A 24,096-nucleotide genomic window follows, 5' to 3' on the forward strand; every position below is an offset into this window, starting at 1 on the left:
ATGCCACCATAAGAAGCTATTTTTGTGTTTTGTACCCAGTAATGACCTTATTAGTGTTAATGAGGATCTAGGGTTCCAGAGCACAAACACATCAGAATAACAAAAGAAAACCTAAACTAAGCAGAAAAAATAGGGGAAATGTCGCGAGACCCTACCAAAAGACTTAAGCCCCGCTACCATTACGATAGCAGGGCTTAGAGTGGAGATGCGGGGAATCGAACCCCGGTCCGACGTGGCCTTGTCAGGGCTTCTCCGTGCGCAGTTTACGCTTCGGTGTTTTCGGCTTCGGTACTTGCGTAAACACATATACCGCCAAACCTATTCGTATAAAAGTCCTTCACTCCCCTACGACGAGGAAGTGAAGCAGTGGCCTTATAAAGCTGATACTAGAAACTCTGAGCTTAAGGCAAGCTCAGGCTAGCAGACTGGACTCGCGCTTAGGCAGCGAGTGCGAAGTCAGTGCGGTTATTAGTTTTTGCACTTATTTTTTGCAGCGGGTATTAACGAGTATCCGCTACATCCTCGGCACGCTTCACCTGTCTCAACTCACGTCGTCGAAACCGATCATCCCCAATATTCTTTTGTCAAAGAACTCCATGAAGTGAAAGTTATCTGCTGGTGTGAGCCTAAATCACACTACAGGACCATTCACTCATGGAAACACCATCCTACACTATAGGTTGAGTGTTTAGCAAAGGTTTAGGAGTTAGAAATTTCTACCTCAATGCCTTTGGACTTTGAATCAGTGTAATCGGTGATGCACTGTTCTAGCTGGGTGGGGTTGTCTTGGTATTCTTTGCAGTGTTCTGCTGCTTCAAAACCGATGTTGATAGCCACACTCCAGAAGAATGCCATCACAATAGCAGCAAGAATAGAGAGCACACCCAAGATGATGCCGGCGATTGCTTTGCCGCGTCCAGCCATGGGGTATGGCTTGAGCTTACGCAACGCCATAATACCTAGGATGAGGGCGATGAGGCCCAGTAGACCGCCGATGACGAGCCATCCGCTCAAGAAGCCGAGAATACCGAGAATTAGAGCGGCAAGTGACATTCCTTCGCCGGGTACTTTCTGCCCGGGCATAGGTGCGTACGCGTTAGGCTGAGGCATCTGGTATCCGCCTTGGGGTGCTTGGTTGTTGTACCCGTTGTGTGGGTTTTGCTCAGGCTGAGGGGTGTTGCCATAAGGATTTTCAGACATAATTGTTCTCCCGTTTTTTGTTATGTGTTTGTTCAGCTATCCGAGGTTTTTGTATCGCATAGCTCGACGTGCTTCGAGACTGTCTTGTTTCTCTCGTAGCGCTTGACGTTTGTCGTACTCACGTTTACCGGTTGCTAACGCGATAGAGACTTTGACCTTGCCCTTTGTGAAGTAGAGTTTCAGTGGAATTACTGCATACCCTGTTTCACGAAGTTTTTGGTCAATTCTGTTGATTTCACTGCGGTGCATGAGGAGTTTTCGTCGCCGTTTCGCGGCGTGGTTCGTCCATGAGCCACGTCCGTATTCGGCAATGTTGACGCCTTCTAACCAGAGTTCGTTGCCGTACATCTGGCAGAAACCATCGACAATAGATGCTCCGCCGTCACGCAATGATTTCACTTCTGTACCTAACAATACAATGCCGGCTTCATAAGTATCAATGATGTTGTAGTTGTGTGTAGCTCGACGGTTTGAGGCAATGACATGGTTATTTGGGTCTGCCCCTGAGCTTTTCTTTTTCTTCGCCATCTAAATGTTCACCTCCTATCCTTCTGCGCGTTCGGTAGCGCGCCATCGAATACCCGCATCGATAAAGCCTTCTAACTTTCCATCGAATACGGCGCTGGGGTTACCTTCTTCGTAGTTTGTTCTGAGGTCTTTGACCATTTGGAAGGGGTTCAGAACATAGGAGCGCATTTGGTCACCCCATGTTGCTTTGACGTCTCCTGCGAGTTCTTTCTTCTTTGCGTCTTCTTGTTCTTTTTTCAGTAACAAGAGTCGGGATTGAAGAACGCGTAAAGCTTCAGCTTTGTTTTGAAGCTGAGATTTCTCATTTTGCATGGAGACAACGATGCCCGTAGGGATATGAGTGAGGCGAACAGCGGAGTCTGTTGTGTTAACAGATTGCCCGCCGGGCCCAGAGCTACGGAATACATCAATCTTAATGTCGGAGTCGGGAATGTCAATATAGTCGGTTTGTTCGATGAGTGGAATAACTTCTACCGCGGCGAACGATGTTTGACGACGTCCTTGGTGATCAAATGGGGAGATGCGTACGAGTCGGTGTGTACCTGCTTCTACCGAGAGTTTGCCGTAGGCAAAGGGTGCTTGCACTTCAAACGTTGTTGATTTGATGCCGGCCTCTTCTGCGTAGGAGGTGTCGAGTATTTGGGTGGTAAACCCGTTTTTCTCAGCCCAGCGAAGGTACATTCGTTGAAGCATTTGAGCGAAGTCTGCTGCGTCTACTCCTCCTGCGCCGGAGCGAATCGTGACGACTGCTTCACGCTGGTCGTATTCGCCGGAGAGCAGCGTGACGACTTCGAGATCAGCAAGTTTTTGTTGAATATCTTCTAGCTCTGTTTGCGCGTCGTCAAGCATAGTTGGTTCGTCTTCTTCTTCAGCAAGTTCGACGAGGGCTTCAAGGTCGTCGATGCGTGAGTGAAGACGTTCTAGACGTTCTAGTTCAGATTGTTTATGTGATAATTGTGAGGTTACTTTTTGCGCTTTTTCTGGGGAGTCCCATAAGTCGGGCGCGCCTGCTGCTTCAGATAGCTCTGCGATAGAGTTTTTGAGCGCGTTAATATCGCTCACCTCGGCAATTGATGCGTAGGTTGAGCGTAATGTTTTAATCTCTGCAGAAAAATCTAATGAAGCCATGACTCTTAAGCCTAACTGAAAAACAATAATTCTGCTGTATGTTTACTGTTCTAGACGGCTACGAGCAGAACTTGTTGCACTTATTTCTACTCCTTCAGGGACGACAACGCTCACAAGAGGGAGTTTAACCCGTGCACGCAAGGTCACAAGGGCGGTCTCGGGTGTAGATGCTCCTGTTGGTGAGGAGAGTATCAAGGCCTCAAATTGTGTGTATGCAGAACTTTCTCGAAGAAAATTTTGTGCACTCTCTTGCACAGAGGCGTCGTTCAGAAGGACTCGAGGTTTTACCCCACCACGATGTAACGCTCTAATCTCTTGTGCAGCGGCAGAGCTAGTGCGGTCCGCAAGAACTTGCAATTTTTTATGTTCTACATATACGGCGCTAATTCCAGCAGTAACAGAGGCAATGAGTAGAAGGACTAGACATAACCCAATCAGCAAGAGCATGATACTCCCCTGCTCTTGTTCCTTATGTGCGGGTGTAGAGAAGCTAATGGCATCGTGTGGTTTTCTTATCAACGGTATTTTCCTATCCATACAGAGCTTGTGGAATTCATCGTTGCAATAGAACCAACATCAAGTAAGGGCATCAAAGGTAGTTGGACGTCCACACTAGCTGTTACATCAATCCGTTGTTGGCTGTGGCAGTCATTCGCACAACTTAGTTGAAAGTGTATTTGTTCACCGTTGAGGTTATAGTCTTTCCCTACAAGTTCTGCAATATTGCGTAAGGCTCTAGGGTTGAGCTCTTTTCCACCTGCATCATGAATGGTCTGCCCCAGTTGTGCAGAGATGGAAGAGGCTGCTAGAGCACCAGAATGTAGGGTAAAGACGGTGAGAAGAAAATAGACGGTAGGGATAAAGAGCATGACGCTTAATCCCACGAATTCGATCAAGGCGTTGCCGTCTTCTCTTGTGTTCTTTTGAATGAACTTTGTGATGGTGGCTTTAAGGCAAGAAGATGCGTTCATCTTTTATGTTCCTTCTGGTGTAGGAACTATTGCGTGTGCCGCTACATCAATACCGTGTTCAAACCCGAAAGGACCTACGACCGGCAGGGCACCATGCACACGAATTTCGAGAGTCTGATACCCATCTACCGTAACGAGTTGATAACTCACCTCTGATGAGTACGCGGTTGGAAGTTCAGAGGCGATGATGTCTCGTGTGCGTTGTGCACCGTCAGAGTAGTTACGATCGAGGAGGGCGCCATATCGTGCACCTGTTGAGGCAGCATCAATCAAAATATTGCGAGTATAAATCGCAAAGGTTATTTGCAATACCAGCGCAAAGAACAAGACAGCAAGAGAACTAACCATCACAAATTCTGCGGTGGCGTTACCGTCTTCTGTAGTGTTGCGTATTTTTTCTTTGGACAAAGGATGCTGCCTCAACGGGGTGTGAAAGAATCTGAGTTCTTTTGTGCTCATCAGCTTAAGCTCACGCTTATTGACCAATCATTCCGATAGCGTTGTTGAACATGTTCAGCAACGCATCTTTTGCGACGACGAGCAGCGCGGCAACAAGGATTGCGGTCATCATCGTGATCATCACCCAGCCGGGGACGTCTCCACGTTCTTCTTCTGTTTTAGCTTGTAAAGTCCAGATAAATGCGGTAACGGTGGCAAGAATTTTTTGGATGAGCTCTTTCATGGGTATTCTCCTTAGGTAGTTTTTTGGTCGTAGAGACCCGTGTTTTTTAGAAGTTGAGGTTGATAAGCGATAGTCCTGGGAAAATCGCGAAAACAACCGTCAATGGCAAAATGAAGAAAATAATGGGTGCCATCATGGCAATCTCTTTTTTCCCTGCAATTTCCATTAACTCTCTTTTTGCGTTGTCGCGTACGTCTTGTGCTTGTGCTCGAAGAACATCAGCCAGTGGTGTTCCTCGTTCAATGGCGACGACGATACCGTCCACAAAACGTGATAGCGGTGGTAAAGAAGTACGCTGCGAAAAATCTTGAAGGGCGTTCACGAGGCTGTCTCCTGAGCGCATTTGGGAGAGAATCTTTTGGAACTCTGTCGCAAGTTCACCAGAAGAACAGTTGCAGACTCGTTCGATGGCGCCGAGGGCTGATTCTCCTGCGGTAACCGATAGTGCCATGAGTTCGGCAAGGGCTGGGAACTCTGCAATCATTTGGGATTCTCGTTGTTTGATGTTTTGAGTCAGCCACCAATCTCTTGCAAGGAATCCGGTGATGGCGCAAAAGATGGAGAGCAAGAAGGCTGCGATAAAGTCTATATTTCCTCGTAATGCACCCGTACCAAAGATGAGTATGCTCAATAAAAGTGCCGTAGTTGCCCATACGAGTTGTTCAGCTCTAAAGGTTGTGACGTCCATGGAACTGCCACTGTGAATAAGGCGTTTTTGTAAGGCTACGCTGTTGGCGGTTGACGAGTTGAAACGTTGCTGTATGGATTGGGATATGGGTCGGATGAGTTCAACGCTGCCGCTGATGAGGCCTAGATGTTGGTTTCTCGCGTGGAGGTGCTGGGTTTTCATCTCGATGGCTTTGAGTTGCGGGGCGATACGATCGCTAAAGTCTGTTGTGCGCCCTCGATAGAGTGCATCTCCTACGAGCCAAAGGCCGGCGGCTAAGATCAGGCTGAGTATGAGGAGGATGCTCATACGAGGACTCTTTTCTCTTCGGGTAGCTCGCCAAGTTTGAGCATAAGACGGTAGGCAATAATTGAGATGATAAGCCCACTAAGCATGACCATAAATCCAGAAAAGCTATTGTAAATATGGACGGTTCCTGGTTGGGTTGCCATGAGGCAGAGTACGACCCAGGGTGCTGCGACAGCAAGTTTTGCGGCGTTGATGGTCCATGACTGTCGGGCTTCAAGTTCGGATCGGGTTCGGGCGTTTTCTCGTAAGAATTCGCTGAGGGTTCCTAGAAGTTTGCTGAGGTCGGTGCCTCCAACTTCTCGTGTTACTTTGAGCGCTTCGACGATGTTATCTGCGGTGGGGTCTGAGAGTCGTTCTTTGAGTCGGTTAAGGGATGCGACGAACTCGCCAGTAGAACGATAGTCAGCAGAGAATTGTTCGAAGGCTGGACGGAGTTCTTCTGGTCCACGGTATTGGAGTTGCATCAGAGCCTCTGGCAGGGAGAGTCCTGCACGGATGGCAGAGCGTAGATGGTCTACGACGTCGGGCCAGAGTTCTCGCATGAGAGCTACACGTTTCTTTGCTCGCTGACGAATCATCATCCATGGTGCTATACATCCTAGGCAGGTGCTCAATAGTGCAAGGTTATATAGTGCAGTCAGCGCAAAAATCACAAGCCCCAGAAACAGTGCAAAGCATATGCTAATAAGGTAGAACATTTTTGCGGAGACTCGGTGTACGTCTGCTTGGTGAAGTAAAAGTCTTATTTTTGAGTCAAAAGTATTTTTTCGTGGTTCTTTGGCTGGTTGTTCCCAACAGGATAGCCAGATGAGGAATACCCCAATGCCTAAGGTCAAACCCAAAATAATGTTCATGAGACTCCCTTAGCTTTGCCCTAGTACGTTCTCAAAGGTGTAACCCTGTTGAGCAAACTTTTCTACTGCAGGTAGTTCAGATGCGTATAAGGTGAAGTCTTCTCCGTCTCGTTTAAAAATAGTGCTTGTTTCGATAATCCCGTTTTCTACGCGATTTCCTAGCGCAATAATTTCTTGAACGTGGCGTTGACCGCGGCGCGTTCTTGTGCAGTGCACAACGAGGTCAAAACAGGATGCAACGGTTGGAACCACAAATTGCGAGGAGATATTTTCGCCTGCAAGAAGGGGTAGAGTGCACATTTTGGTGACGGCATCTCGTGCAGAATTAGCGTGGATGGTACACATACCTGGTAGACCAGAGTTTAGTGCGATAAGCATGTCGAGGGATTCTGCTTCACGGACCTCTCCGATGAGTAGCCGGTCAGGGCGCATACGTAGCGCTTCTTTGACGAGCCTACGTAGGTGTATTTCGCCTTTTCCTTCGAGGTTAGCTTGCCGACATTGCATCCCAACGACGTCTCGTAGTGGGACGTTGAGTTCAAAGATTTCTTCGCAGGTGATGACGCGTTCTCGTGCTCCAATGCTTGAGCAAAGACAGTTAAGCATGGTTGTTTTCCCTGCTTGCGTTGCACCGGAGACGAGAATGTTCAGTCCGCTGGCGACAGCCGCATCGAGGAATCGAGCGGCAGCGGCGTTCAATGACCCCAAACGGACCAGGTCGTTGAGGCTTCTAGCGCGCGCAATAAATTTTCGGATGTTGACGTTCCAATGTTTCTTGGTGATGTCGGGAATAACCACGTGCAGGCGGCTACCGTCGGGCAATGAGGCGTCGACGAAGGGTGTGCTGAGGTCTAGCCTGCGTCCAGATATTTTGAGCATGCGTTCTACGAGAGAGCGAATTTGTTCACTATTGAGTGTTATTCCGGTTAGTTCAGATTCGCCTGCTCGAGCAACAAAAATTTCGCTGGGAGAGTTAATCCAAATTTCTTCAACGCTGGGGTCTTCAAGGTATGGCTGTAGCGCACCAAACCCACAGATTTGGTGGATGAGCCATTGTCGTGCGTTCGTCAAGTCTTCAATGCGTGGGAGAGTTCCACGAACCATGCGTGTTTCGTAAGCGTTAAGAGCTTGATCGATGAGTTGATGCGCTTGTTGGGTGTTGTTGAGAGGGTCAATTCCACTTTCACGGATGAGCTCTCGAACATCGTCTTCAAGGATTTGATGCCCTGAGTTGCGTTGTTGTGTTAGGTGCATGGTTTTCTTTGCGTTTGTATGGCAGTGGTTAGCCTAAACATCAGTTCAGACATAAAAAATCTAAATCTACAACATTTTTATTTCAACTAAATATTATTTTTGTGGATAAGTTGAAGACTTTTGGGCACCTTGGAGCATATGTTTTCACCCAAATAGCCCACTAATTTTCACTAAACATTTAATGAAAATGCTAGTCAAGAGTTCTTTCAAGAAATAAACATGTTAAGTTGTCTACAGAACACCCCACAAGAAGTAATAAAACGTTATCCCTTGCCATAACGCAAACATGCGGGTAACCTGCCCGAGGTTACCCGCATGAATATCTATCACAAGATGAAATTATTGTTTAGGAGTCGAGACTCTCACCGCGCATAATCTTCACGGCATCGTCAACAGGCCCGTCAAAAACCATATGTCCACCGTCCATGATGATGCCACGATCACAAATCTTTGAAATCATATCTAGCTCGTGGCTCACCACAACGAGAGTCTTTCCCGCCAAACACAACTGGCGGATACGTTCCAGACACTTCTTCTGGAATTTTTCATCACCAACAGCAAGAATCTCATCAACTAAGAAAATTTCTGGATCTGTGTGTACTGCTACCGCAAAAGCAAGTCGAAGATACATGCCTGAAGAATAAAACTTCACTTCAGTATCCATAAAATCACCAATTTCTGCGAACTCTTCAATAGAGGCAAATTTTTCGGTAATTTCGTCTTTGCTCATACCAAGGATAGCGGCATTCAAGTAGACGTTATCGCGTCCGGTCAAGTCAGGGTGAAAACCTGCGCCTACTTCAATCAGTCCTGCGATACGTCCACGAGTCAGCACCCGGCCAGAATCAGGAACCATCACACCAGATATCAGCTTAAGCATGGTAGATTTTCCAGAACCGTTTTTACCTAATAAGGCAACACGCTCCCCCTCACGAATATCGAAGGTCACTTCGTTGACGGCATTAAACTTTTCGTTCAGGTCACCTTTACGTCCGCTGACAAGCCAAATAAAAGCTTCTTTCATGGAACGCGTATGACGCAGCACAAAACGTTTGATAAGCCTATCAATGCGGATGACTACAGTGCCGTGAGGGTTGACTGGAGGTAAGTCAAACTTTTTAACTTTCATCAATAATCAGAGCTCCTGAGCGAAGTTGCCTTCACAACGACGGAAGAAAATATCTCCCAGCCACAAGAAGAACAACGACACTAAAATCGCTACAGGCGTCCAAAACGTCAGTAGATGAGGTGGAATCTGTGCAGCAACCGAAGATGCCAGCTCTGTTTCATCAAGAGTTGGCATCCAAAAAGCATAGTGATAAAGCTCTACAGCAATAGTCACAGGGTTCAGCAAGTAAAGGTTAATGACCCATGGATAAAGAGTGTCACGCACCATCGTCCACGAATACAGCACAGGAGAAATCCACGTTGCAATCATCAATAACATATCAACGATGTTTTCAGAATCTCTAAAGAAAACATTGGCAACGCCGAAAATCAGCCCCAGCCCCGAAGAGAAAATCATAATGATAATCGTGGCGACGATAACCGCGCCGAGCTGTTTCACATCTGGTGACCAGCCTGCAAAAAAACAGGCTACTAAAAGCACTACCACTTGCGGAACAAAATGTATTAGTGCCACCCAAACTGTTGAAACAGAGAACAACTCACGCGGTAGGTAAATCTTTTTAATCAAAGCACCATTAGCGATGAGCGCCCGCGCACCATTACTAAACCCCTCGGAGAAGAAGTTAATAATCACCATTCCAGAAAAGAGGTAGATGGCGTAGTTGTGCATTCCTCGTTCTAGGCCCAAGAACACGCCAAGGGCAATATAGAACACACTAAACTGCACGGCAGGTTTAATGTACGACCATAAAATACCTAACACAGATCCGCGATAACGAACCTGAATCTCCTTATCAACAAGAAGTTTAAGAAGATATTTATGGGATGGTATATCGCGTAGACCGCGACCTGAGCCCGGAACGCTTAAAGGAATATCAGCAAGTTTTTTCATCGAGTAATTTCAGATTCAGTATGTTGATCAAACGTTTTCTTCCATGACTCAAAAGAAGTCAATTCAGTAGCAGCTGCGCGGTATTGCTGACGTAGCTGAGGCCAGCTCTTAAGAATCTGTGCCGTCAGTTTTGTTGATTCAACAAGTTTAGAGCGCAACTGCTGCGGGTCACGTTTATACCATGAAACGGCAGAACCTTCTGCGTTAGAAACCAAAACAGAATCATACTGGGACATACGCCACCAACGGTTATCGAGGTGAGCAATATGTGCCTGTGGGCGGTTCTTATATGTATCTTCAACCGGTTTGACAATCTGCTTTGCAAGGGTTTTAACAGCCCAAGGAACTAAGCTCTTATACGATGGTGGCGCAAAACCGCGGCCGTTACGCGGAGGCTTATGCATCTTTGGTTCGGGGAAGGACTCGATGTCTTCTTTGAATTGTGCATCCGAGTACTGTTGTACAAGTTCACGAATCTGGGGAAGACGCTCAGACAAAATCGTATGTAGCTGTTCGGGGCCTTGAAGAATATCGCGTAAAGCCATAATTCTTCCATGCTCGGTAAAGTACTGCATCGAAATAAGATGTTTCACATCCGCAAACGAAGATTCTTGTAAGAGCTTTCCTCCACGCTCATAAGGTGAGTGAAGCAATGAAGTGATGATGCGGTTACGAATGTGGAAGTATGCCTGCCAACCAACAAGATCATCTTTATCTGCCCATGAGACGTGCCAAACAGCTGCACCAGGTAGAGATACAGTGTGGTATCCAGCTTCTTTAGCTCTTAGACCGTACTCCACATCATCCCATTTGATGAAGATGGGTAGAGAAAGACCAATTTCTTTGATGACTTGCGTTGGGATAAGGTCCATCCACCAACCGTTGTAATCGACGTCGGTTCGTCGATGCAACCATGGGGTGTTGCGTAAGCTACCGTGCAAGAAGTCATGTCCAAGGAACTGATCTGCGTGAGGTAATGAGGGTTGGAAACGGTAGCGGTTTACGACTTCACCGAAGGTGTGTAAGACCGTACGGTTGTAGAGGTCAAACATGTGTCCACCCACAATAGTAGGTTTACGGCACATGTCGGCAAAAGTGAGTAGACGAATAATAGATTCTGGTTCAACGACGACGTCGTCATCTAGTAGAAGGGCGTAGTCGCTACCGTTTTCTACTGCTTCATACATGCCGCGAGCAAAACCACCAGAGCCGCCCAAGTTACCTTGATTAATGATGCGCAGTTTTCCAGGAAGCTGCGCTGCAACTTCTTCAAAGCCTTCAGCATCTTGAAGTTTTTGGCTACCTTGGTCAACGATAAGAATTTCTTGAAGGTTTTCCAAAACTTCTGGATTTTTTGCCAGCAGACGTAGGTTATCTAGGCAGAAGTCTTGTTTATTCATAGTGGTAATCTGCAAAGTAATTTTCCCTGCAGTTTTACCGTTATCTTCACCTAACCACTGAGCAGAGTGAAGAATCAGGTTATCTTCACCGCTAGCAATAAGCTCGAACCAGTACCAGCCGCCGTCACCAAAGGGTTTAAGCGTCAAATCGAATTCTGTAGTTTCTTTACCAGAAAGGCTCTTTGAATCAACACGCTGAATAGACCCGCGTGCATTGGACTTATACACAACGATAGTTCCAGTACCGTTCGTACGAGTTTGCAAACGCACAGAGGTCAGAGGCGTCCAACGTTTCCAATAAGAAGCGGGGAAAGCATTGAAGTAGGTGGCGAAAGAAAGTCGTGTTCCAGAACGAATCAAGGTAGAACCGCGACCGATAAAATCCTCAATCTGAGTTTCTGATACCTGAGAACCGAGATGCGCAGAATCGGTACGTTCTGTTGTTTTTACGGTATCTAAGGAATCGTTCGAGGTAAGTGCCCCTGAGACGTGTGAAAGTTGCACGCCGGTTGCGATACCAGAATCTACGTATAGCGGAATCGTATCGGTCTGGTCTCGTTCTGGGAAGATGACACGTTGTAGGGTCTTCATCGTTACAGTTTCAGTGCTCATCATTTATACCTCGACTCCGCCAGAAACAATCTTCTGGCCTTTTTCGAAGTGAGGTCTAATTTTGTTATCAAACATGGATAGTGCAGAGCCAATAGCCATGTGCATATCAAGGTACTTGTAAGTTCCAAGACGTCCTCCGAAGAGTACGCTCTTCTCCCCCGCAGCGAGATCACGGTAGGCAAGAAGCTTTTGACGATCGTTGTCAGTATTAACGGGGTAATACGGTTCGTCGCCTTTTTCTGCAAAACGAGAAAATTCACGCATGATGACGGTTGCATCTTTGGTGTAGTCACGTTCCGGATGGAAGTGGCGGAACTCGTGGATACGGGTGTAGGGAACGTCTTCATCGGAGTAGTTCATGACAGCGCAGCCTTGGAAATCTTCCATTTCGAGGACTTCTTCTTCCAAATCAATAGTACGCCAGGACAAATCACCTTCTGCGTAATCGAAATATCGGTCGACAGGGCCAGTGTAGACAACAGGAATCTGCCCAAGAACTTTTGAACGGGAGTACTCATGTCCGTCTTCAAAAAAGTCCGTGTTCAGGTGAACCTCAATATTTGGATGTGCTGCCATACGCTCTAACCATGCAGCATAACCGTCTACAGGAAGACCTTCATATTTATCGCTAAAGTAGCGGTTATCGTAGTTATAACGCACAGGAAGACGAGAAATAATAGACGCGGGGAGTTCCTCGGGGGAAGTCTGCCACTGTTTTGCAGTGTAGTGCTTAACAAATGCCTCGTATAGAGGGCGGCCAATCAAGGAAATACCTTTATCGTTAAGATTTTGAGGGTCTGTTCCAGCAAATTCTCCAGCTTGTTCTTGGATGAGAGCCTTAGCTTCTGTGGGAGAGTATGCGGCGTTGAAGAACTGGTTGATGGTTCCTAGGTTGATAGGTAGGGGGTAAACGATGCCCTTATGCTGTGCGTATACGCGGTGTTTATAATCCGTGAACTTTGTAAAACGGTTGACGTATTCCCAAACACGTTCATTTGAGGTGTGGAATAGGTGCGCACCATATCGGTGTACTTCAATGCCAGTGCGCTCTTCTTTTTCGCTGTATGCATTACCGCCAATGTGAGAACGACGGTCCAGAAGCGCAACCTTCAGTCCCAATTCAGTAGCGGCTTGCTCTGCGATTGTCAGTCCGAAAAGACCTGAACCTACGACAACAAGATCAGCGTTCACAAATACTCCTGTACTTCTCGCTTGAGTTATGAGCCGCTCAAGCTTTCTTTATTATCTTGGCGTAGCCCTCAACAGCGCTACAACGGGTGGTTCTTATGATGCTTTTATTAAAAGACATATCAACAAAAACATTCAGTAAACAAACTACCTGAATTTCTATTGTATCTCTCGTGTTCGCGTAGTGGTTCATTCACTTGAAAATGATTATTCCGTCAAAAAGTGGTGTGTACATCAAAATGTGTCTTATTTTTGGGGAAAACTTTCAGGAAATTCTCCGATACGACCTTAGTTATCCACATATTATGATGGGCTATTGAGCCCTTCTGGTGTCAGCAGCTCTAATGAACCTATGGAGCGCTTTTTCTTGATATATCACCACATCAGTGGCACGTATACCCCTATCTATGTTGAAACTACCGAAGACACACGTGGGGCGTCATTACAAACCGTTCTAGAACAGTTCTCGCAGGTACCGCCACTATATCTTCACAATATTGCTCTCTCAAAAGTTGCTGATATTAGTTCATTGCCTTCTGGAACTATCCTAGGCACTCAGCCGGAAAAGACTCTTCACCCATCAAAGATTATCTGTTATCTTTGTGTCGAAAACGGACCAGACTGCGGCATGATATACCCCTTAACACGTGGCACATACATTATAGGACGTTCTGATTGCGATATCACTATCAAAGATATGGCTCTATCCCCGCATCACGGGAAAATAACGATTTCGCCTACACAGCTATTTTTTCATAACCAATCTCGCCCAGCCATCCCGTTATCTCTAAATACCCCGTTCCGGATTGGTAATTCATTCTGTGTACTAACTCAAGATTTATCGTGCAGGCATAGTACTCTCACACCCGAGATTCTCGCTCCTCTTGAAATCACGCCACCAGTAACTGCCAAGCATACTCTGCAACGCGCATTGATGACTCTCCTGCCATTAGCGATTGGAGTACTCATCGCGTGGTTAATGCATACATGGATTTTTCTGCTCTTTTCAGCCGCGACTTCTGTGCTCATGGGTGTGCATTGGGTCAAGAGCAGACACGAAAACACGCAATACCGTGAATTTATACAAAACAAAGCACAAGAAGATGCAAAACAATCTAATAATGTCCATCATGCAGGATGTCCTGGTTATCGTCCTGAACATCAGCCAAGAATCTTGTGCATCGGAAAAACTCAGCGTTACGCAGCACTAACTCACAAGAGCGCACCACTAACACGCTTACCTTTTATGCATGATATCGGGTTCTTTTTGAGATACCACGAAGAAGATACCGTCCATATCTATACGCATACCGCGGCAGGAACTCTACGTTCGTTACTCATACAAATATGCTCTCAACACAAACACGCCATTGTTTTCACACCAGAGTTTATTCACGAATATCCTGAAGAATATGCACTATTAAAAGCACTGACGCTGATAGCAGATACAGACACCAAGACCCCTCATAGACCGTGGGTTATTGCAATTTATTCGTCAGAACAACCGTATCGTGTGCAAAAAGAAAAAAATTATCTCTTCATCTGCACTACGGAAAAGACCCTCTCGCCGACCCCATATACCTCAGAAAAAAGCATTACTCTGCGACAAGAAAGCCCCTATACTCCGCTACTAACGGTATATGTCCCGAACTGTTTCTCCCGACAATTACCAGAACACGACCAGCAAGCTATAACAGTACTTGCCAACCAGATGAGCATCCAGTCCTTCGCAAACTCTATTAGCAGACAATTGCAACAACATACACAATATAAACGTCAAATCTCATCTAGCAGTATTGAGTCTTTCCCTCTCTTTACACAGGTAAATTCCACGAATAAAACAGCTGAGGGAGGAATTCCCTTAGAGATTGAAGTACTTATCGGAGTTGTTGACGGAAAAGAACATTACCTAGGGCTCAATCAGGATGGTCCGCATTGGCTTATTGCAGGAACCACAGGTTCTGGAAAATCACATTTGCTGCGGGCTTTGCTCCTATCAATGGTCTACCGCTATGCTCCAGAACGTCTTGGGCTTATCCTCATCGATTTCAAAGGGGGAAGTACTTTTAGCCCGTTTGCGCAGATACCGCATACAAGAGCTTTTTTAACAGATCTTGACTCATCTAGCGTGCAAAGAGCATTTCTTTTCATACGGGCGGAGCTACAACGCCGAGAAGAATACTTTGCAACGTTAGGTGTTAGTTCCTATAGCGATTACATCGGCCAATATGATCCAAGTTCTCAGCTACTTCCAGAACTTATCATCGTTATTGATGAGTACAAAATGCTCATAGACGCCCACCCAGAGGCTCATGCGCATATCGTTACTCTTGCTACTATTGGGCGTTCTTTAGGTGTTCATCTCATTCTCGCAACCCAAAGACCGCAAGGAAGTGTTGCATCAGATATTCGAGCAAACATCACGACCACATTGTGTCTTCGCGTTTCGTCGGCGCAAGAATCCATGAGTCTTATTAATAGTGATGCAGCATCAAAAATATCAACTTCAACACCAGGTGCAGGGTTTATTTACCAGGCAGACGAACAGCTGCTGCCATTTCAAGGGGTATCTATTGACGTTCCGGCGAGCGCTCCGAAACCACCCCTACATATTCAATATGTTGGCTCTTCATATCAGTATCCATTCCCTGCCGAACAAAGCCATGATGAAGACACGATACTCCGTAGCTATCTAAAAAATCTTGAAGATGAGAAAACTTTCACTAGCCCCATTCTTCCAAGCCCCGAAAAACATAGTCTGCATTACAAGAGTTCTCGCCCTCAGGAATATTTTGCTGGAATATTAGAGCTCCCTGCTCAAGGGGCACACCATAGATTACAGTTTTGTTCGGAGGAAGGAACTTATGCTCTTATCGGAGCACCTGATGAAAAAGAAAGGCATCTTTATTCTTTCCTCAGACAAGGTGCACAGATGGGTGCTGAACTCTACGTGTTTACGGCAGATACACGCTTTTATGAAAAGATGAAAGCACTTCAAGGACAAGGAACGACACCACGTTTTACAGTTTTGACAAGCCCTTATGACCCAGAATTTTTGCGCCATATTATCGAATATCTTATGAAACATCCACCTCAGGATAGTCCGCAAGTCATCCTCTTTGACGCACTTGACCTTTGGCTCGAAAATTATACTCGCGAACGGTCCTTAGAAAATCTCATTCTTGCACTATTGCTCGAGCAGACACCGCAACGTACAGTATTAGTCACTGCACATCAGATGTTAAAGGGCAGATTCTCTAGCATTGCACGTACGTCCTTGTATTCGGCACACACTGTTGAACACGATCCGTTACGTGCTCACCAACGCCATTACCCCGTACCAGGTTCTGAACAGTTCACGGTAGAAGGCGAAGCACTGCACCGTATCAAAGGAGCAGAAAACGTCAAAGCAGGGTTGTTCTACCCCTCCTATTGTTCTTATGAAGAATTAGAACAAGAACTTCCTATAGCAAGACCATTATTTACGCAGGTTCCGGAGCATATCTGTTGGGAACGATGGGAAGAGGGTCTCAAGGATTCTTCCCATTATCCAGATAATAAGCACCTAGCTGTTGGTATGAGCACTACGCAAGATGCTGTATCTATTGCAATAGAATCCGGACAATACACTCCTATTGTCGGGGGTGTTCGCAGTGGAAAAACAAATGCGCTCAGGGTGCTCCACAATAGCAACCGAGACTATGATAGTTTGCTCATTCATGGGCAAAAAGTGGGGTCTGTTCAAGAGGTTAAGGAACTTTTAGAAAAAATATCAGAGCCAAAGCAGCTTATTCTTTTTGTTGATGACGCCCAATACCTTAGCGCAGAAGCACAGAACATACTGATAGATTTTAGTGCTCAAGCTCAGCATATGTTCTGTGTTTATAGTGCAGAACCTCGTTGGTCTCATACGCCATTAGCATTAGCGTGTAAAACGGCGAAACAAGGCATACTTCTACAGCCGCAGGGACATGCTGAGCTACAGTTCTACCCGCAACTACGACTACCCTATAACGTTATGACAGAGGGCAAGATACCTCCAGGTAGAGCAGTGATTATAGAACCTTACCAACAGTTCTGTTGCCAGTTGCCTCTGGCTACTGAAGATACTTAGACACCGTAGAGCTAAATAATAAGATGGTGTTTATCCCAGCAGTTAGAACTGTTAAAAGAGCGAGGATATGCCCCGAAGCAATAACGGCTTGAACCGCAATAATGATGATAAATAGTTGCCATACAAGAATCATCGAACGAGCATATCTACGAGCCTGTAGAAGTGCGTAAGCGCTCCATCCAAGGCACCCTGCAATAGCAATGAAGCAAAGAGTCAGAGGTAACCCAATGGTAAGGTTTGTTGCAAAGACAGTCAGTAATATGGCGTATATGCTGATGCATAGAGCTTGAAAAAAGACCAGCGCTGAAACTGTTTTAACAGCTGCTGGTGCGTGATGTTCTAGCATCAGGGCTCCTTGCGTTATAGAACTATTAACCGGATGATATCCTATCTCAGTTTTAGGTCCCTCAGAAGAGCCCCTTTTACGCTCTGTGATAGAACACTCAAGTTTTATTGACATTTTTCCGGTTAAAACTCTTGTCTATGAGTTCATTACGTGCGAACCTTATTGAGGTTTGATATGGCCCCTAACGTTAGGGGCCTTGATTTGTTGTAGAAGCATCATTGAACTCTTAGTTGGGTGCTTCAGGTCTATAAGGAGAACGTGCTCATGGATTGGCGTAGCCGTGCTGCTTGTTTGGAAAAAGACCCGGAACTCTTTTTTCCCGTAGGAAATAGTGGTCCGGCTCTTCTCCAAATTGAAGAAGCTAAAACGGTGTGCCGCAACTGCACGGTTATGGACACCTGTTTGCAGTGGGCCATCGAAACTAGCCAGGATTCTGGTGTGTGGGGTGGAACAAGCGAAGACGAGCGCCGTGCCATTAAACGACGTGTCGCCCGAGCTCGTAGGGCTTCCTAAACATACCGCATCTAGTAGCGAGGTTTCTTATCTCTAATCATTGATTAGAGATAAGAAACCTCGTTTTTTATGAGGATCTCAAAGGACTGCTCCCCCCCATTGGGCGATGGCAGGCTATGCACCTGCGTCGATAAGGACTGCATCGATAATGACCTCAGTGCCTCTTGGCTCAGCTGAACGCCAACGGATAGATCCGTTCAATTCGCTTGCGACAAGAGTACGAACAATTTGCATACCAAGTCCCTCATCATTGCTAATCGTTAAAGAACCTGCATTGTCTGAGGCTGGAATACTCCTATCTCCCATACCAATACCGTCATCAGTAATCGTAATTTTTAAAGTATCTTCATGGGCTTTGTTATGTCCCCTCTCCCCACGGAGGGTGACAGTTCCCGCCTGACCAGCTAATCCATGTTCAACAGCGTTAGCAACAATTTCGTTGATAATGAGCGCTAGTGGGGTGGCGAATTGGCTCGGCAGTTCTCCAAAAGTTCCTTCAAGGACGGTTCGTACTTCTTGTCCGGGAGATGCGAGTTCTGCGGCAAAACGAAATTGACGCTGAATTAGTTCATCAAAATCTACGCTTTGAGTCAGCCCTTGAGAAAGAGTCTCATGTACTAACGCGATAGTTGCTACTCGTCTCATAGCTTCTTCAAGACCTTGTTTAGCTTCTTCGGTGTGCATGCGACGAGATTGCAAACGGAGTAAAGCAGAAACTGTTTGAAGATTATTTTTAACACGATGGTGTATTTCTCGGATGGTGGCGTCTTTGGTCATCATCTCTAATTCACGCCGGCGCAGTTCCGTAACGTCACGGCATAGCAGCACTGCGCCGTATCGTTCTTCGCCAAGTGCGGTAGGACGCCGGAACGGAATTGCACGAAAAGTCACGCTTGTATTGTTTGCTCGTACCTCACCACGCCATGGCATTCTGCCCGTCAGCACTAGGGGAAGAGTTTCGTCTGCTTTTTCGCTACAAGGAATGAGTTCTCGTGTTTTATCGACAAGACGCGTGTCTTCTAGTTCTTCTTCTAAGCCTAGTCTTTTATAGGTTGAGGCGGCGTTGGGGGACGCAAAAAGTACTTTTCCTTCGGCATCAAGAGTAATCACCCCGTCACTAACTCGTGGGTTGCCACGAGAACTTCCTACGGGGGCTGTAAACTCGGGCCACGCACCGCGAGTCACCATTTGTAAAAGATCCATAGAAAACTTTTGACACATCAATTCAACTTTGGGCGGAATACGCGCATCAAATAGCTCAGTGTGAACGGTCAATAGGGCGATAACACGTTCTTCTCGCACAAGAGGCACCATACAGGTGTTGGTTCGCGTACCAGTTTCTGGAAGCACATGAGAAAATTTTTCGACAGTTTTATGAAGCCATGCTTTCTCTGCATGAGGGATGAGGTCTTCATACATTGCTTTGTTCACCATATCGCGGTGAAACAGTGTATGTACGGTGGAGGGACGTACTTGCGCCACGCTCATGAATTGATGTGGCGGTTCTATATTTTGAGGTAACCACAGGACGAGGTCTCCGTGTGCAGCATCAGCGATAATCTGCCAGTCGCCAAGAAGTAAATGTAGCCATTCAGAGTCTCGTGGACTAAGGTTCTCAGAATAGATGGTGGCTTCTCTAAGCATTCTTCTGCCCCTTGATGTGCAGCTCGTCTTGGTTATCTACACACATGACGATACCACCTGTTAGGTGGAGTTTTTCTTCCTCCACCACCGTTTTTTCGGAGGTTCGGGACTGTCGTCATGGCGCTTAACACTGACTAGTGTAGGTTCTTCCTGATTCTTATCTTTTTTAGAGCTTTCTTCAGGTGTACTCAGTTCCGATAGCATGGTGCGTATTGATTGCGTTATAGGAGATTGTGAGGATAGTTCAACAACGGTTTTTCCGGAGAGAGAGCATTTATCGACGATAGCCGGTTCGTAGGGGATGAAACCTTTGATAGGTTTTTCAGGGCCAAATCGTTGCCATGCTTGTAATATTTTTTCTTCAGGATGATTTCCAACTGAGGTTGAGCGAACTTTGTTGACCCATATATCGGTGGCGGTTTCGAGATTCCGTCGTTGTTGGAAGTCTTGAAGTTCTTCGTATGAACGTAAGAGTCTGGGGATTCCTAGTACATCAGCGCTACCAAGCAGAATAATTTTGTCTGCAGATTCTAAGGCGACGTGGGTTGCGGCGTTACGACTTGGTGCTACCCCGTCAAAGGTAATTTCTTCATCTTCTTCTAGGCAGAATCCTGTGTCAATAATGATGAGGTCATAGTTCTTGCGCAGGGTTGTGAGCAACAGTTCAAAAGCTTGAGAGCGGATTTCTGGCCAGCGGTCGCTGCGGGTAATTCCGGTGACGACGTCGAGGTATCCTCCTTCAATTTTGATGGTACTTATGATTTCGTGAATATTTTCTGCCTCTAGTGTTGTTCTATCAGCAAGGTGACATAGCTGCGCTAAGCCAGAATAATCTTCTAACATTCCTAAGAGCGCGCTCACAGCTGGGGCGTAGGTGTCAGCATCGATAAGACATACTTTTTCTTCTTTTTGGGTTGCATAGGCTGCGAGGTTTGTGGCAATTATTGATCGCCCGGGTGAGCCTGCTCCACCCCAGACGGTAAGAATTTTTGCATGGTGTAAGGCTTGTGGTTGGGGTTCTTCTTCAGTTCTGTGTTGAGAAGTTATCTGGGTTTTTTCAGTCTCTATGTGGTTGTTATTGTGTGTTTTGTGGTCTTCTGTAGAGGTGATGTGCTCAATATGTTTGAGAAGTTCTTGTGTTTCGGTTAGAGAGCTGATGGTATGCGCCCCGGCAATATGGCGGCTTTCTCCGGGGTCTACGATGATGAGGGTGATGACCTGAGCTTCGGAGAGCTGATGCACTAAAGATGCGGTGAGATCTTCATATCCGCTGACGAGCAGGGCAACACGTGCAATACCGCTGTGTGCGATGCCGATGAGGTCACTGAGCTCTTGAACGTGTCGCACAACGCTGATGGCGCCACGTTGACGTTCGATTGCTTGGATGTATTGTCCAGCGGTATCACCTAAAACGACTACGGGGATATTCATAGTTTTTCCTAGAAAGATGGAACTAACGATATTTTGCTGTCGTTAGATGTGGCGTGAAGGATAGAGGATAAGACGTCTTCGCTCACAAGTAGTTGCAGTGCAGTCTTTCCGGTTGACCCGAGAACGGAATCTTCACTATTGATACGGGCAATTTCAGCTTGTTCCATGAGACGCACGGGGGTTGCGTATCCGTTACCGTTTTCGTTTTTCGAGGAAACCCAAACGTCTACTAGATCTCCGGCTTTGTACCCTGATGCGACGGTGGCGTCAAGAACGATGGCTGTTTTCTTACGGTCATTTTGTTCAGCTTCTCCTAGAGAGTTTTTAGGGACGAGCTGATGAGCACCAATAAATTGGGTTGCGATATGCGCTGACCCGTTTTCGTCGGTAGAGAGATATTGTGAGGATGCTTCGCTGAGGCGAACGTCTACTTTTTTGAGGTCTTTTTCGGTGATTTCTTCTCCGACATAGATTTCTCGGGTGGTGACCCAATAGGGCTTTGTTTGGTTTGATATGTTGACGACGGCGATAACTCCTGTGAGCGAGAGCAGAATGAGGAAGAGCCCAATCAGCAGCTTCGGGTCTTTGAAACCGGGTTTTTGTAGGCGTGAAGTAAGTGTTTTAGAAGCTTTTGGGTCTGTTTTCATGCGGGAGTTCTATCAGTTCTCTAGGAGGTTTTGGGATTCGGATAACAGCCTACTGAATTTTCAGATTCTTAGCATCTCAAAAGCGAAAGTTTCATTTCTTTACTATGAAACTGTGGATAAAGCTCCTTGTGTCAGTCAAAAGGCAACATATCTGAACGTTTACTATCAAAGAACACGAATAAGGGGTTATAGTAATGAACAACTATCACCTTCTTCAAACGTCAACAAGGATACTTCTATGGTTAAGCAACGTTTTTATACACTGACAGAAGTTGGAGAAATCCTCAATATTTCCTTAGCTCAGGCACGCGCTATCGTACGCTCAGGCGAACTTCCTGCCATACAAATTGGTGGACGAGGCCAATGGAGAGTCGAAGACGTCAAACTCGAAGAATATATTGCTCAAGCGTATAAGAAGACTGAACAAGCTATTGAACATCACCAGATAGCCTCATCATTTTAATCCCTACGCACTGCGCAGAGAACAGGCTGCCCCAATATTCTCTAACCCAACGGTTCGCATACCTGTAATGTGTCTTGAACGATATTGCCCGTCTAAGGGGTGTAAGGCTACCTCGATAAAATCGAGTCCTACTTTTTCAATCGTCCCTTCAGTTGTTGTCACAAAATCGCGATGAAAAATACGTAGGGGTGTTCTAGCTATGCTGAGCGCTCGAAACGCATAAGAAAAGTTAAGTTTCCGCATCAGAGTTCCGGTATCGACCTGCGCATGATGGTTGCCTCCTTCCCACCACATAATAGAACGCAGGGGCAGGAGTATATTTTCTGTACCCGAGCGTAGCTGCACCCAGCCGTTACCGACAGTCTCAAGTTCAGCGTTCCATGAGATAGATGAGCTGCAGCAAATACGAATATTTTTTCCTTGTTGAGCCGCTAAACGATCTAGTTGCTGGACTTTCGCAAATTCTGCACGTTGCAATTCATGCGCAGAAGATTCTAGCTCTTGCTGTCGCAGAGAGTCGAGCTGTGCTTCATAATCTCTAAAAATTTTTTCCATTGATACTTGTATATCCCATCTTCGATGTTACATGAGATTATTTTTCTATTTTCTATGAAAAATTATTTAAAACTCTTTACTTTTTGCATAAAAACAGTACATACTCTATCTAGATGTATCAAACAACATCAAACGACATGATAAGAGGTTTTTATGTATCAAGCGAGAACATTAGTTAAGCTTCCAACGAGCTGTTCAAAAACTGATTACCTTCTGAGCGTTGGAACACCTCTCCTGGCAGCATGCAGTATTTGTTGTTCTCTTCTAGCACTAGCCACGACAAAGCCAACACGCAGTGATTATCTATATCTTCAACTCGTCCTTTGTCTAAGTGGTTTAGTTCTTCTTTGGTGGTGCACCAGTATCTTCTGTATTCTGCGTTCATACCGTATCCAGCAGAAAACTCATCAACGGTATCTCAACCTTCCATCGTGGATACCTACTTGTCTCAAAAATTGTTCACTAGCGCTTCTTGGTGTCAGCATTATATGCACTCCTGCACAGGCATATTCCCCCAACCCGACAGCAACCGCTATCACCTGTGTAGAACAAGACCATCTAAAACCTCTAGAGCACGAACCAGTTAGTGCACCGTTGACGACACTCTTTACCTCAAAGACTTCCCAACACTATTCGCCAGAAAAAACGTCTTCTGTCCACCACACCCAAAATAGCCCTTTGCACCATGTCGTACTCTCAACGTCAGAAAAAGAGTATGTCCCGCTCACACCGCTCTTTGGTGTCACCACCTCGACAAGAAATGCAGAACCTAAAAGCGATTCAAAAGATTATGTTGTTCGCAAAGGAGACACTCTTTGGAGCATTGCACAAACATATTTAGGAGAAGAAGCAACGCCTCGTAACACCATGGAGTATAGCTACCGCATCTACCAACATAATCAAGAACACCTACGCGGTTATGAAGCACCCATATACCCCGGAGAAATACTCGTTCTTCCCAGCATCTAAAAGCACCCCACCTTACACCTATATACCAACGACGATATAAGGACATATCATGGCCATCCACCACCCCGAATCCACGCCAAACCAACAACGCTTTACCGTCATCTCAGCAGAAGAATACGAACGTTTCCGACAGGCCTTAGCTCAAGAAGAAAACATCAACTTCCGCCCTAAAAAACCTGTTCATCCAAGTAACGCAGAATGTAAAGCTATCGAGATTATGTGTGCAGGTATTAGCGTTGCAATCCTTGAAGTCTTTGCAGGGCGCCGACCACCGCAACACATTGCGCGCTGGCTTAGCCAAGAATGCTATCAACGAGTGACGCAAAGAGCGCAGCTCACCCAACAGCTCCTACGGCAGCAGAACACCAGAACACGTATCAAGCCTTTTGCTACACCTAAAACACAACTACCTAAACCCCGACGTGCTAAAGCACAAAAAGTACGGACAGATACCTTTGAAGTGTGTCTCATCATGGAAGATCTGACACGAGTACGAGCCATAGCCATGAAAGTGGAAAAAGTTTTTTCCAAATGGAAAATCACAGCTCTAGAAATTGCATAAAACAAGTGGTGGGGGGTTTTTTAGAAAAAAGTCGAAAAA

The 24,096-nt window shown here is 46.1% G+C and carries 24 protein-coding genes and 1 other RNA gene; 5 read left to right on the plus strand and 20 right to left on the minus strand.

What is annotated here, in order from left to right:
- Positions 1-197: 197 nt before the first annotated feature.
- The 15 genes from ssrA to glf all read right to left on the minus strand — a co-directional run bounded on the left by ssrA (position 198) and on the right by glf (position 12,816).
- Positions 198-572: a transfer-messenger RNA gene (ssrA, locus tag ACN084_RS04410) on the minus strand.
- Positions 573-699: 127 nt separating this feature from the next.
- On the minus strand, positions 700-1,200 hold the full coding sequence (locus tag ACN084_RS04415) for a DUF4190 domain-containing protein (protein WP_419103648.1): 501 nt from the start codon (positions 1,198-1,200) through the stop codon (positions 700-702).
- A 36-nt stretch (positions 1,201-1,236) separates the two neighbouring features.
- Positions 1,237-1,728, minus strand: coding sequence for an SsrA-binding protein SmpB (smpB, locus tag ACN084_RS04420; protein ID WP_419101518.1), 492 nt, complete (start codon positions 1,726-1,728; stop codon positions 1,237-1,239).
- A gap of 15 nt (positions 1,729-1,743) precedes the next feature.
- Positions 1,744-2,856, minus strand: coding sequence for a peptide chain release factor 2 (prfB, locus tag ACN084_RS04425; protein WP_419106015.1), 1,113 nt, complete (start codon positions 2,854-2,856; stop codon positions 1,744-1,746).
- A 42-nt stretch (positions 2,857-2,898) separates the two neighbouring features.
- Entirely contained in the window at positions 2,899-3,375 is a 477-nt protein-coding gene (locus ACN084_RS04430; protein WP_419106016.1) for a pilus assembly protein TadG-related protein, read from the minus strand.
- Positions 3,372-3,827 carry a pilus assembly protein gene (locus ACN084_RS04435; protein ID WP_419106017.1) on the minus strand — a complete coding sequence of 152 codons (456 nt, stop codon included), beginning with the start codon at positions 3,825-3,827 and terminating at the stop codon, positions 3,372-3,374. The genes ACN084_RS04430 and ACN084_RS04435 overlap by 4 nt, the downstream gene beginning before the upstream one ends.
- 3 nt (positions 3,828-3,830) lie before the next feature.
- Positions 3,831-4,286: a TadE/TadG family type IV pilus assembly protein gene (locus ACN084_RS04440; RefSeq protein WP_419106018.1), complete on the minus strand. Its 456-nt coding sequence runs from the start codon at positions 4,284-4,286 to the stop codon at positions 3,831-3,833.
- Positions 4,287-4,302: 16 nt separating this feature from the next.
- A complete protein-coding gene (locus ACN084_RS04445) occupies positions 4,303-4,509 on the minus strand; it encodes a hypothetical protein (RefSeq protein ID WP_419101523.1) in 207 nt (68 codons plus the stop codon).
- Between the two features lie 46 nt (positions 4,510-4,555).
- Positions 4,556-5,485, minus strand: coding sequence for a type II secretion system F family protein (locus tag ACN084_RS04450; protein ID WP_419106019.1), 930 nt, complete (start codon positions 5,483-5,485; stop codon positions 4,556-4,558).
- Positions 5,482-6,339 (minus strand): type II secretion system F family protein, encoded by an 858-nt coding sequence (locus tag ACN084_RS04455; RefSeq protein ID WP_419106020.1) that lies wholly within the window; start codon positions 6,337-6,339, stop codon positions 5,482-5,484. Before ACN084_RS04455 ends, ACN084_RS04450 begins: the two co-directional genes overlap by 4 nt.
- A gap of 9 nt (positions 6,340-6,348) precedes the next feature.
- Positions 6,349-7,593 (minus strand): CpaF family protein, encoded by a 1,245-nt coding sequence (locus tag ACN084_RS04460; protein WP_419106021.1) that lies wholly within the window; start codon positions 7,591-7,593, stop codon positions 6,349-6,351.
- A gap of 346 nt (positions 7,594-7,939) precedes the next feature.
- The gene (locus ACN084_RS04465) at positions 7,940-8,722 is read right to left on the minus strand and encodes an ABC transporter ATP-binding protein (RefSeq protein ID WP_419106022.1); all 783 of its coding nucleotides are present in this window, start codon (positions 8,720-8,722) and stop codon (positions 7,940-7,942) included.
- A gap of 6 nt (positions 8,723-8,728) precedes the next feature.
- Positions 8,729-9,613, minus strand: a complete 885-nt coding sequence (locus ACN084_RS04470; protein ID WP_419101528.1) for an ABC transporter permease — start codon at positions 9,611-9,613, stop codon at positions 8,729-8,731.
- Positions 9,610-11,625 carry a glycosyltransferase gene (locus tag ACN084_RS04475; RefSeq protein ID WP_419106023.1) on the minus strand — a complete coding sequence of 672 codons (2,016 nt, stop codon included), beginning with the start codon at positions 11,623-11,625 and terminating at the stop codon, positions 9,610-9,612. The genes ACN084_RS04470 and ACN084_RS04475 overlap by 4 nt, the downstream gene beginning before the upstream one ends.
- Positions 11,626-11,628: 3 nt before the next feature.
- The gene (gene glf / locus ACN084_RS04480; protein ID WP_419101530.1) at positions 11,629-12,816 is read right to left on the minus strand and encodes a UDP-galactopyranose mutase; all 1,188 of its coding nucleotides are present in this window, start codon (positions 12,814-12,816) and stop codon (positions 11,629-11,631) included.
- Between the two features lie 364 nt (positions 12,817-13,180).
- Between glf and ACN084_RS04485 the strand changes: the two genes are divergently transcribed.
- On the plus strand, positions 13,181-16,927 hold the full coding sequence (locus ACN084_RS04485) for an FtsK/SpoIIIE domain-containing protein (RefSeq protein WP_419106024.1): 3,747 nt from the start codon (positions 13,181-13,183) through the stop codon (positions 16,925-16,927).
- Here ACN084_RS04485 and ACN084_RS04490 read toward each other — a convergent pair.
- Entirely contained in the window at positions 16,911-17,273 is a 363-nt protein-coding gene (locus ACN084_RS04490; RefSeq protein ID WP_419106025.1) for a hypothetical protein, read from the minus strand. The genes ACN084_RS04485 and ACN084_RS04490 overlap by 17 nt on opposite strands.
- 264 nt (positions 17,274-17,537) lie before the next feature.
- On the opposite strand from ACN084_RS04490, the gene ACN084_RS04495 reads away from it, so the two are divergent.
- Complete coding sequence (locus ACN084_RS04495; RefSeq protein ID WP_419101533.1) at positions 17,538-17,786, plus strand: WhiB family transcriptional regulator; 249 nt, start codon at positions 17,538-17,540, stop codon at positions 17,784-17,786.
- A 114-nt stretch (positions 17,787-17,900) separates the two neighbouring features.
- Here the strand turns inward: ACN084_RS04495 and ACN084_RS04500 are convergent, their stop codons facing one another.
- Genes ACN084_RS04500 through ACN084_RS04510 form a run of 3 tightly spaced genes read right to left on the minus strand, consistent with a single transcriptional unit; the run spans position 17,901 to position 21,508 of the window.
- A complete protein-coding gene (locus ACN084_RS04500) occupies positions 17,901-19,430 on the minus strand; it encodes a sensor histidine kinase (protein WP_419106026.1) in 1,530 nt (509 codons plus the stop codon).
- Positions 19,431-19,490: 60 nt separating this feature from the next.
- Positions 19,491-20,861, minus strand: a complete 1,371-nt coding sequence (locus tag ACN084_RS04505; protein ID WP_419106027.1) for an AAA family ATPase — start codon at positions 20,859-20,861, stop codon at positions 19,491-19,493.
- A gap of 8 nt (positions 20,862-20,869) precedes the next feature.
- Complete coding sequence (locus ACN084_RS04510; RefSeq protein ID WP_419106028.1) at positions 20,870-21,508, minus strand: SAF domain-containing protein; 639 nt, start codon at positions 21,506-21,508, stop codon at positions 20,870-20,872.
- A gap of 238 nt (positions 21,509-21,746) precedes the next feature.
- Here ACN084_RS04510 and ACN084_RS04515 point away from each other — a divergent pair, with 238 nt between their 5' ends.
- Positions 21,747-21,971: a helix-turn-helix domain-containing protein gene (locus ACN084_RS04515; protein ID WP_419101537.1), complete on the plus strand. Its 225-nt coding sequence runs from the start codon at positions 21,747-21,749 to the stop codon at positions 21,969-21,971.
- Positions 21,972-21,974: 3 nt separating this feature from the next.
- On the opposite strand, the gene ACN084_RS04520 is transcribed toward ACN084_RS04515, so the two are convergent.
- The gene (locus tag ACN084_RS04520) at positions 21,975-22,526 is read right to left on the minus strand and encodes a hypothetical protein (RefSeq protein ID WP_419101538.1); all 552 of its coding nucleotides are present in this window, start codon (positions 22,524-22,526) and stop codon (positions 21,975-21,977) included.
- 153 nt (positions 22,527-22,679) lie between these two features.
- Between ACN084_RS04520 and ACN084_RS04525 the strand changes: the two genes are divergently transcribed.
- Complete coding sequence (locus ACN084_RS04525; RefSeq protein WP_419106029.1) at positions 22,680-23,495, plus strand: LysM peptidoglycan-binding domain-containing protein; 816 nt, start codon at positions 22,680-22,682, stop codon at positions 23,493-23,495.
- Positions 23,496-23,544: 49 nt separating this feature from the next.
- The gene (locus ACN084_RS04530; RefSeq protein WP_419101540.1) at positions 23,545-24,057 is read left to right on the plus strand and encodes an Rv3235 family protein; all 513 of its coding nucleotides are present in this window, start codon (positions 23,545-23,547) and stop codon (positions 24,055-24,057) included.
- Positions 24,058-24,096 lie beyond the last annotated feature (39 nt).

This window comes from Rothia sp. P7208, from assembly GCF_048512915.1.
Taxonomy (GTDB): domain Bacteria; phylum Actinomycetota; class Actinomycetes; order Actinomycetales; family Micrococcaceae; genus Rothia.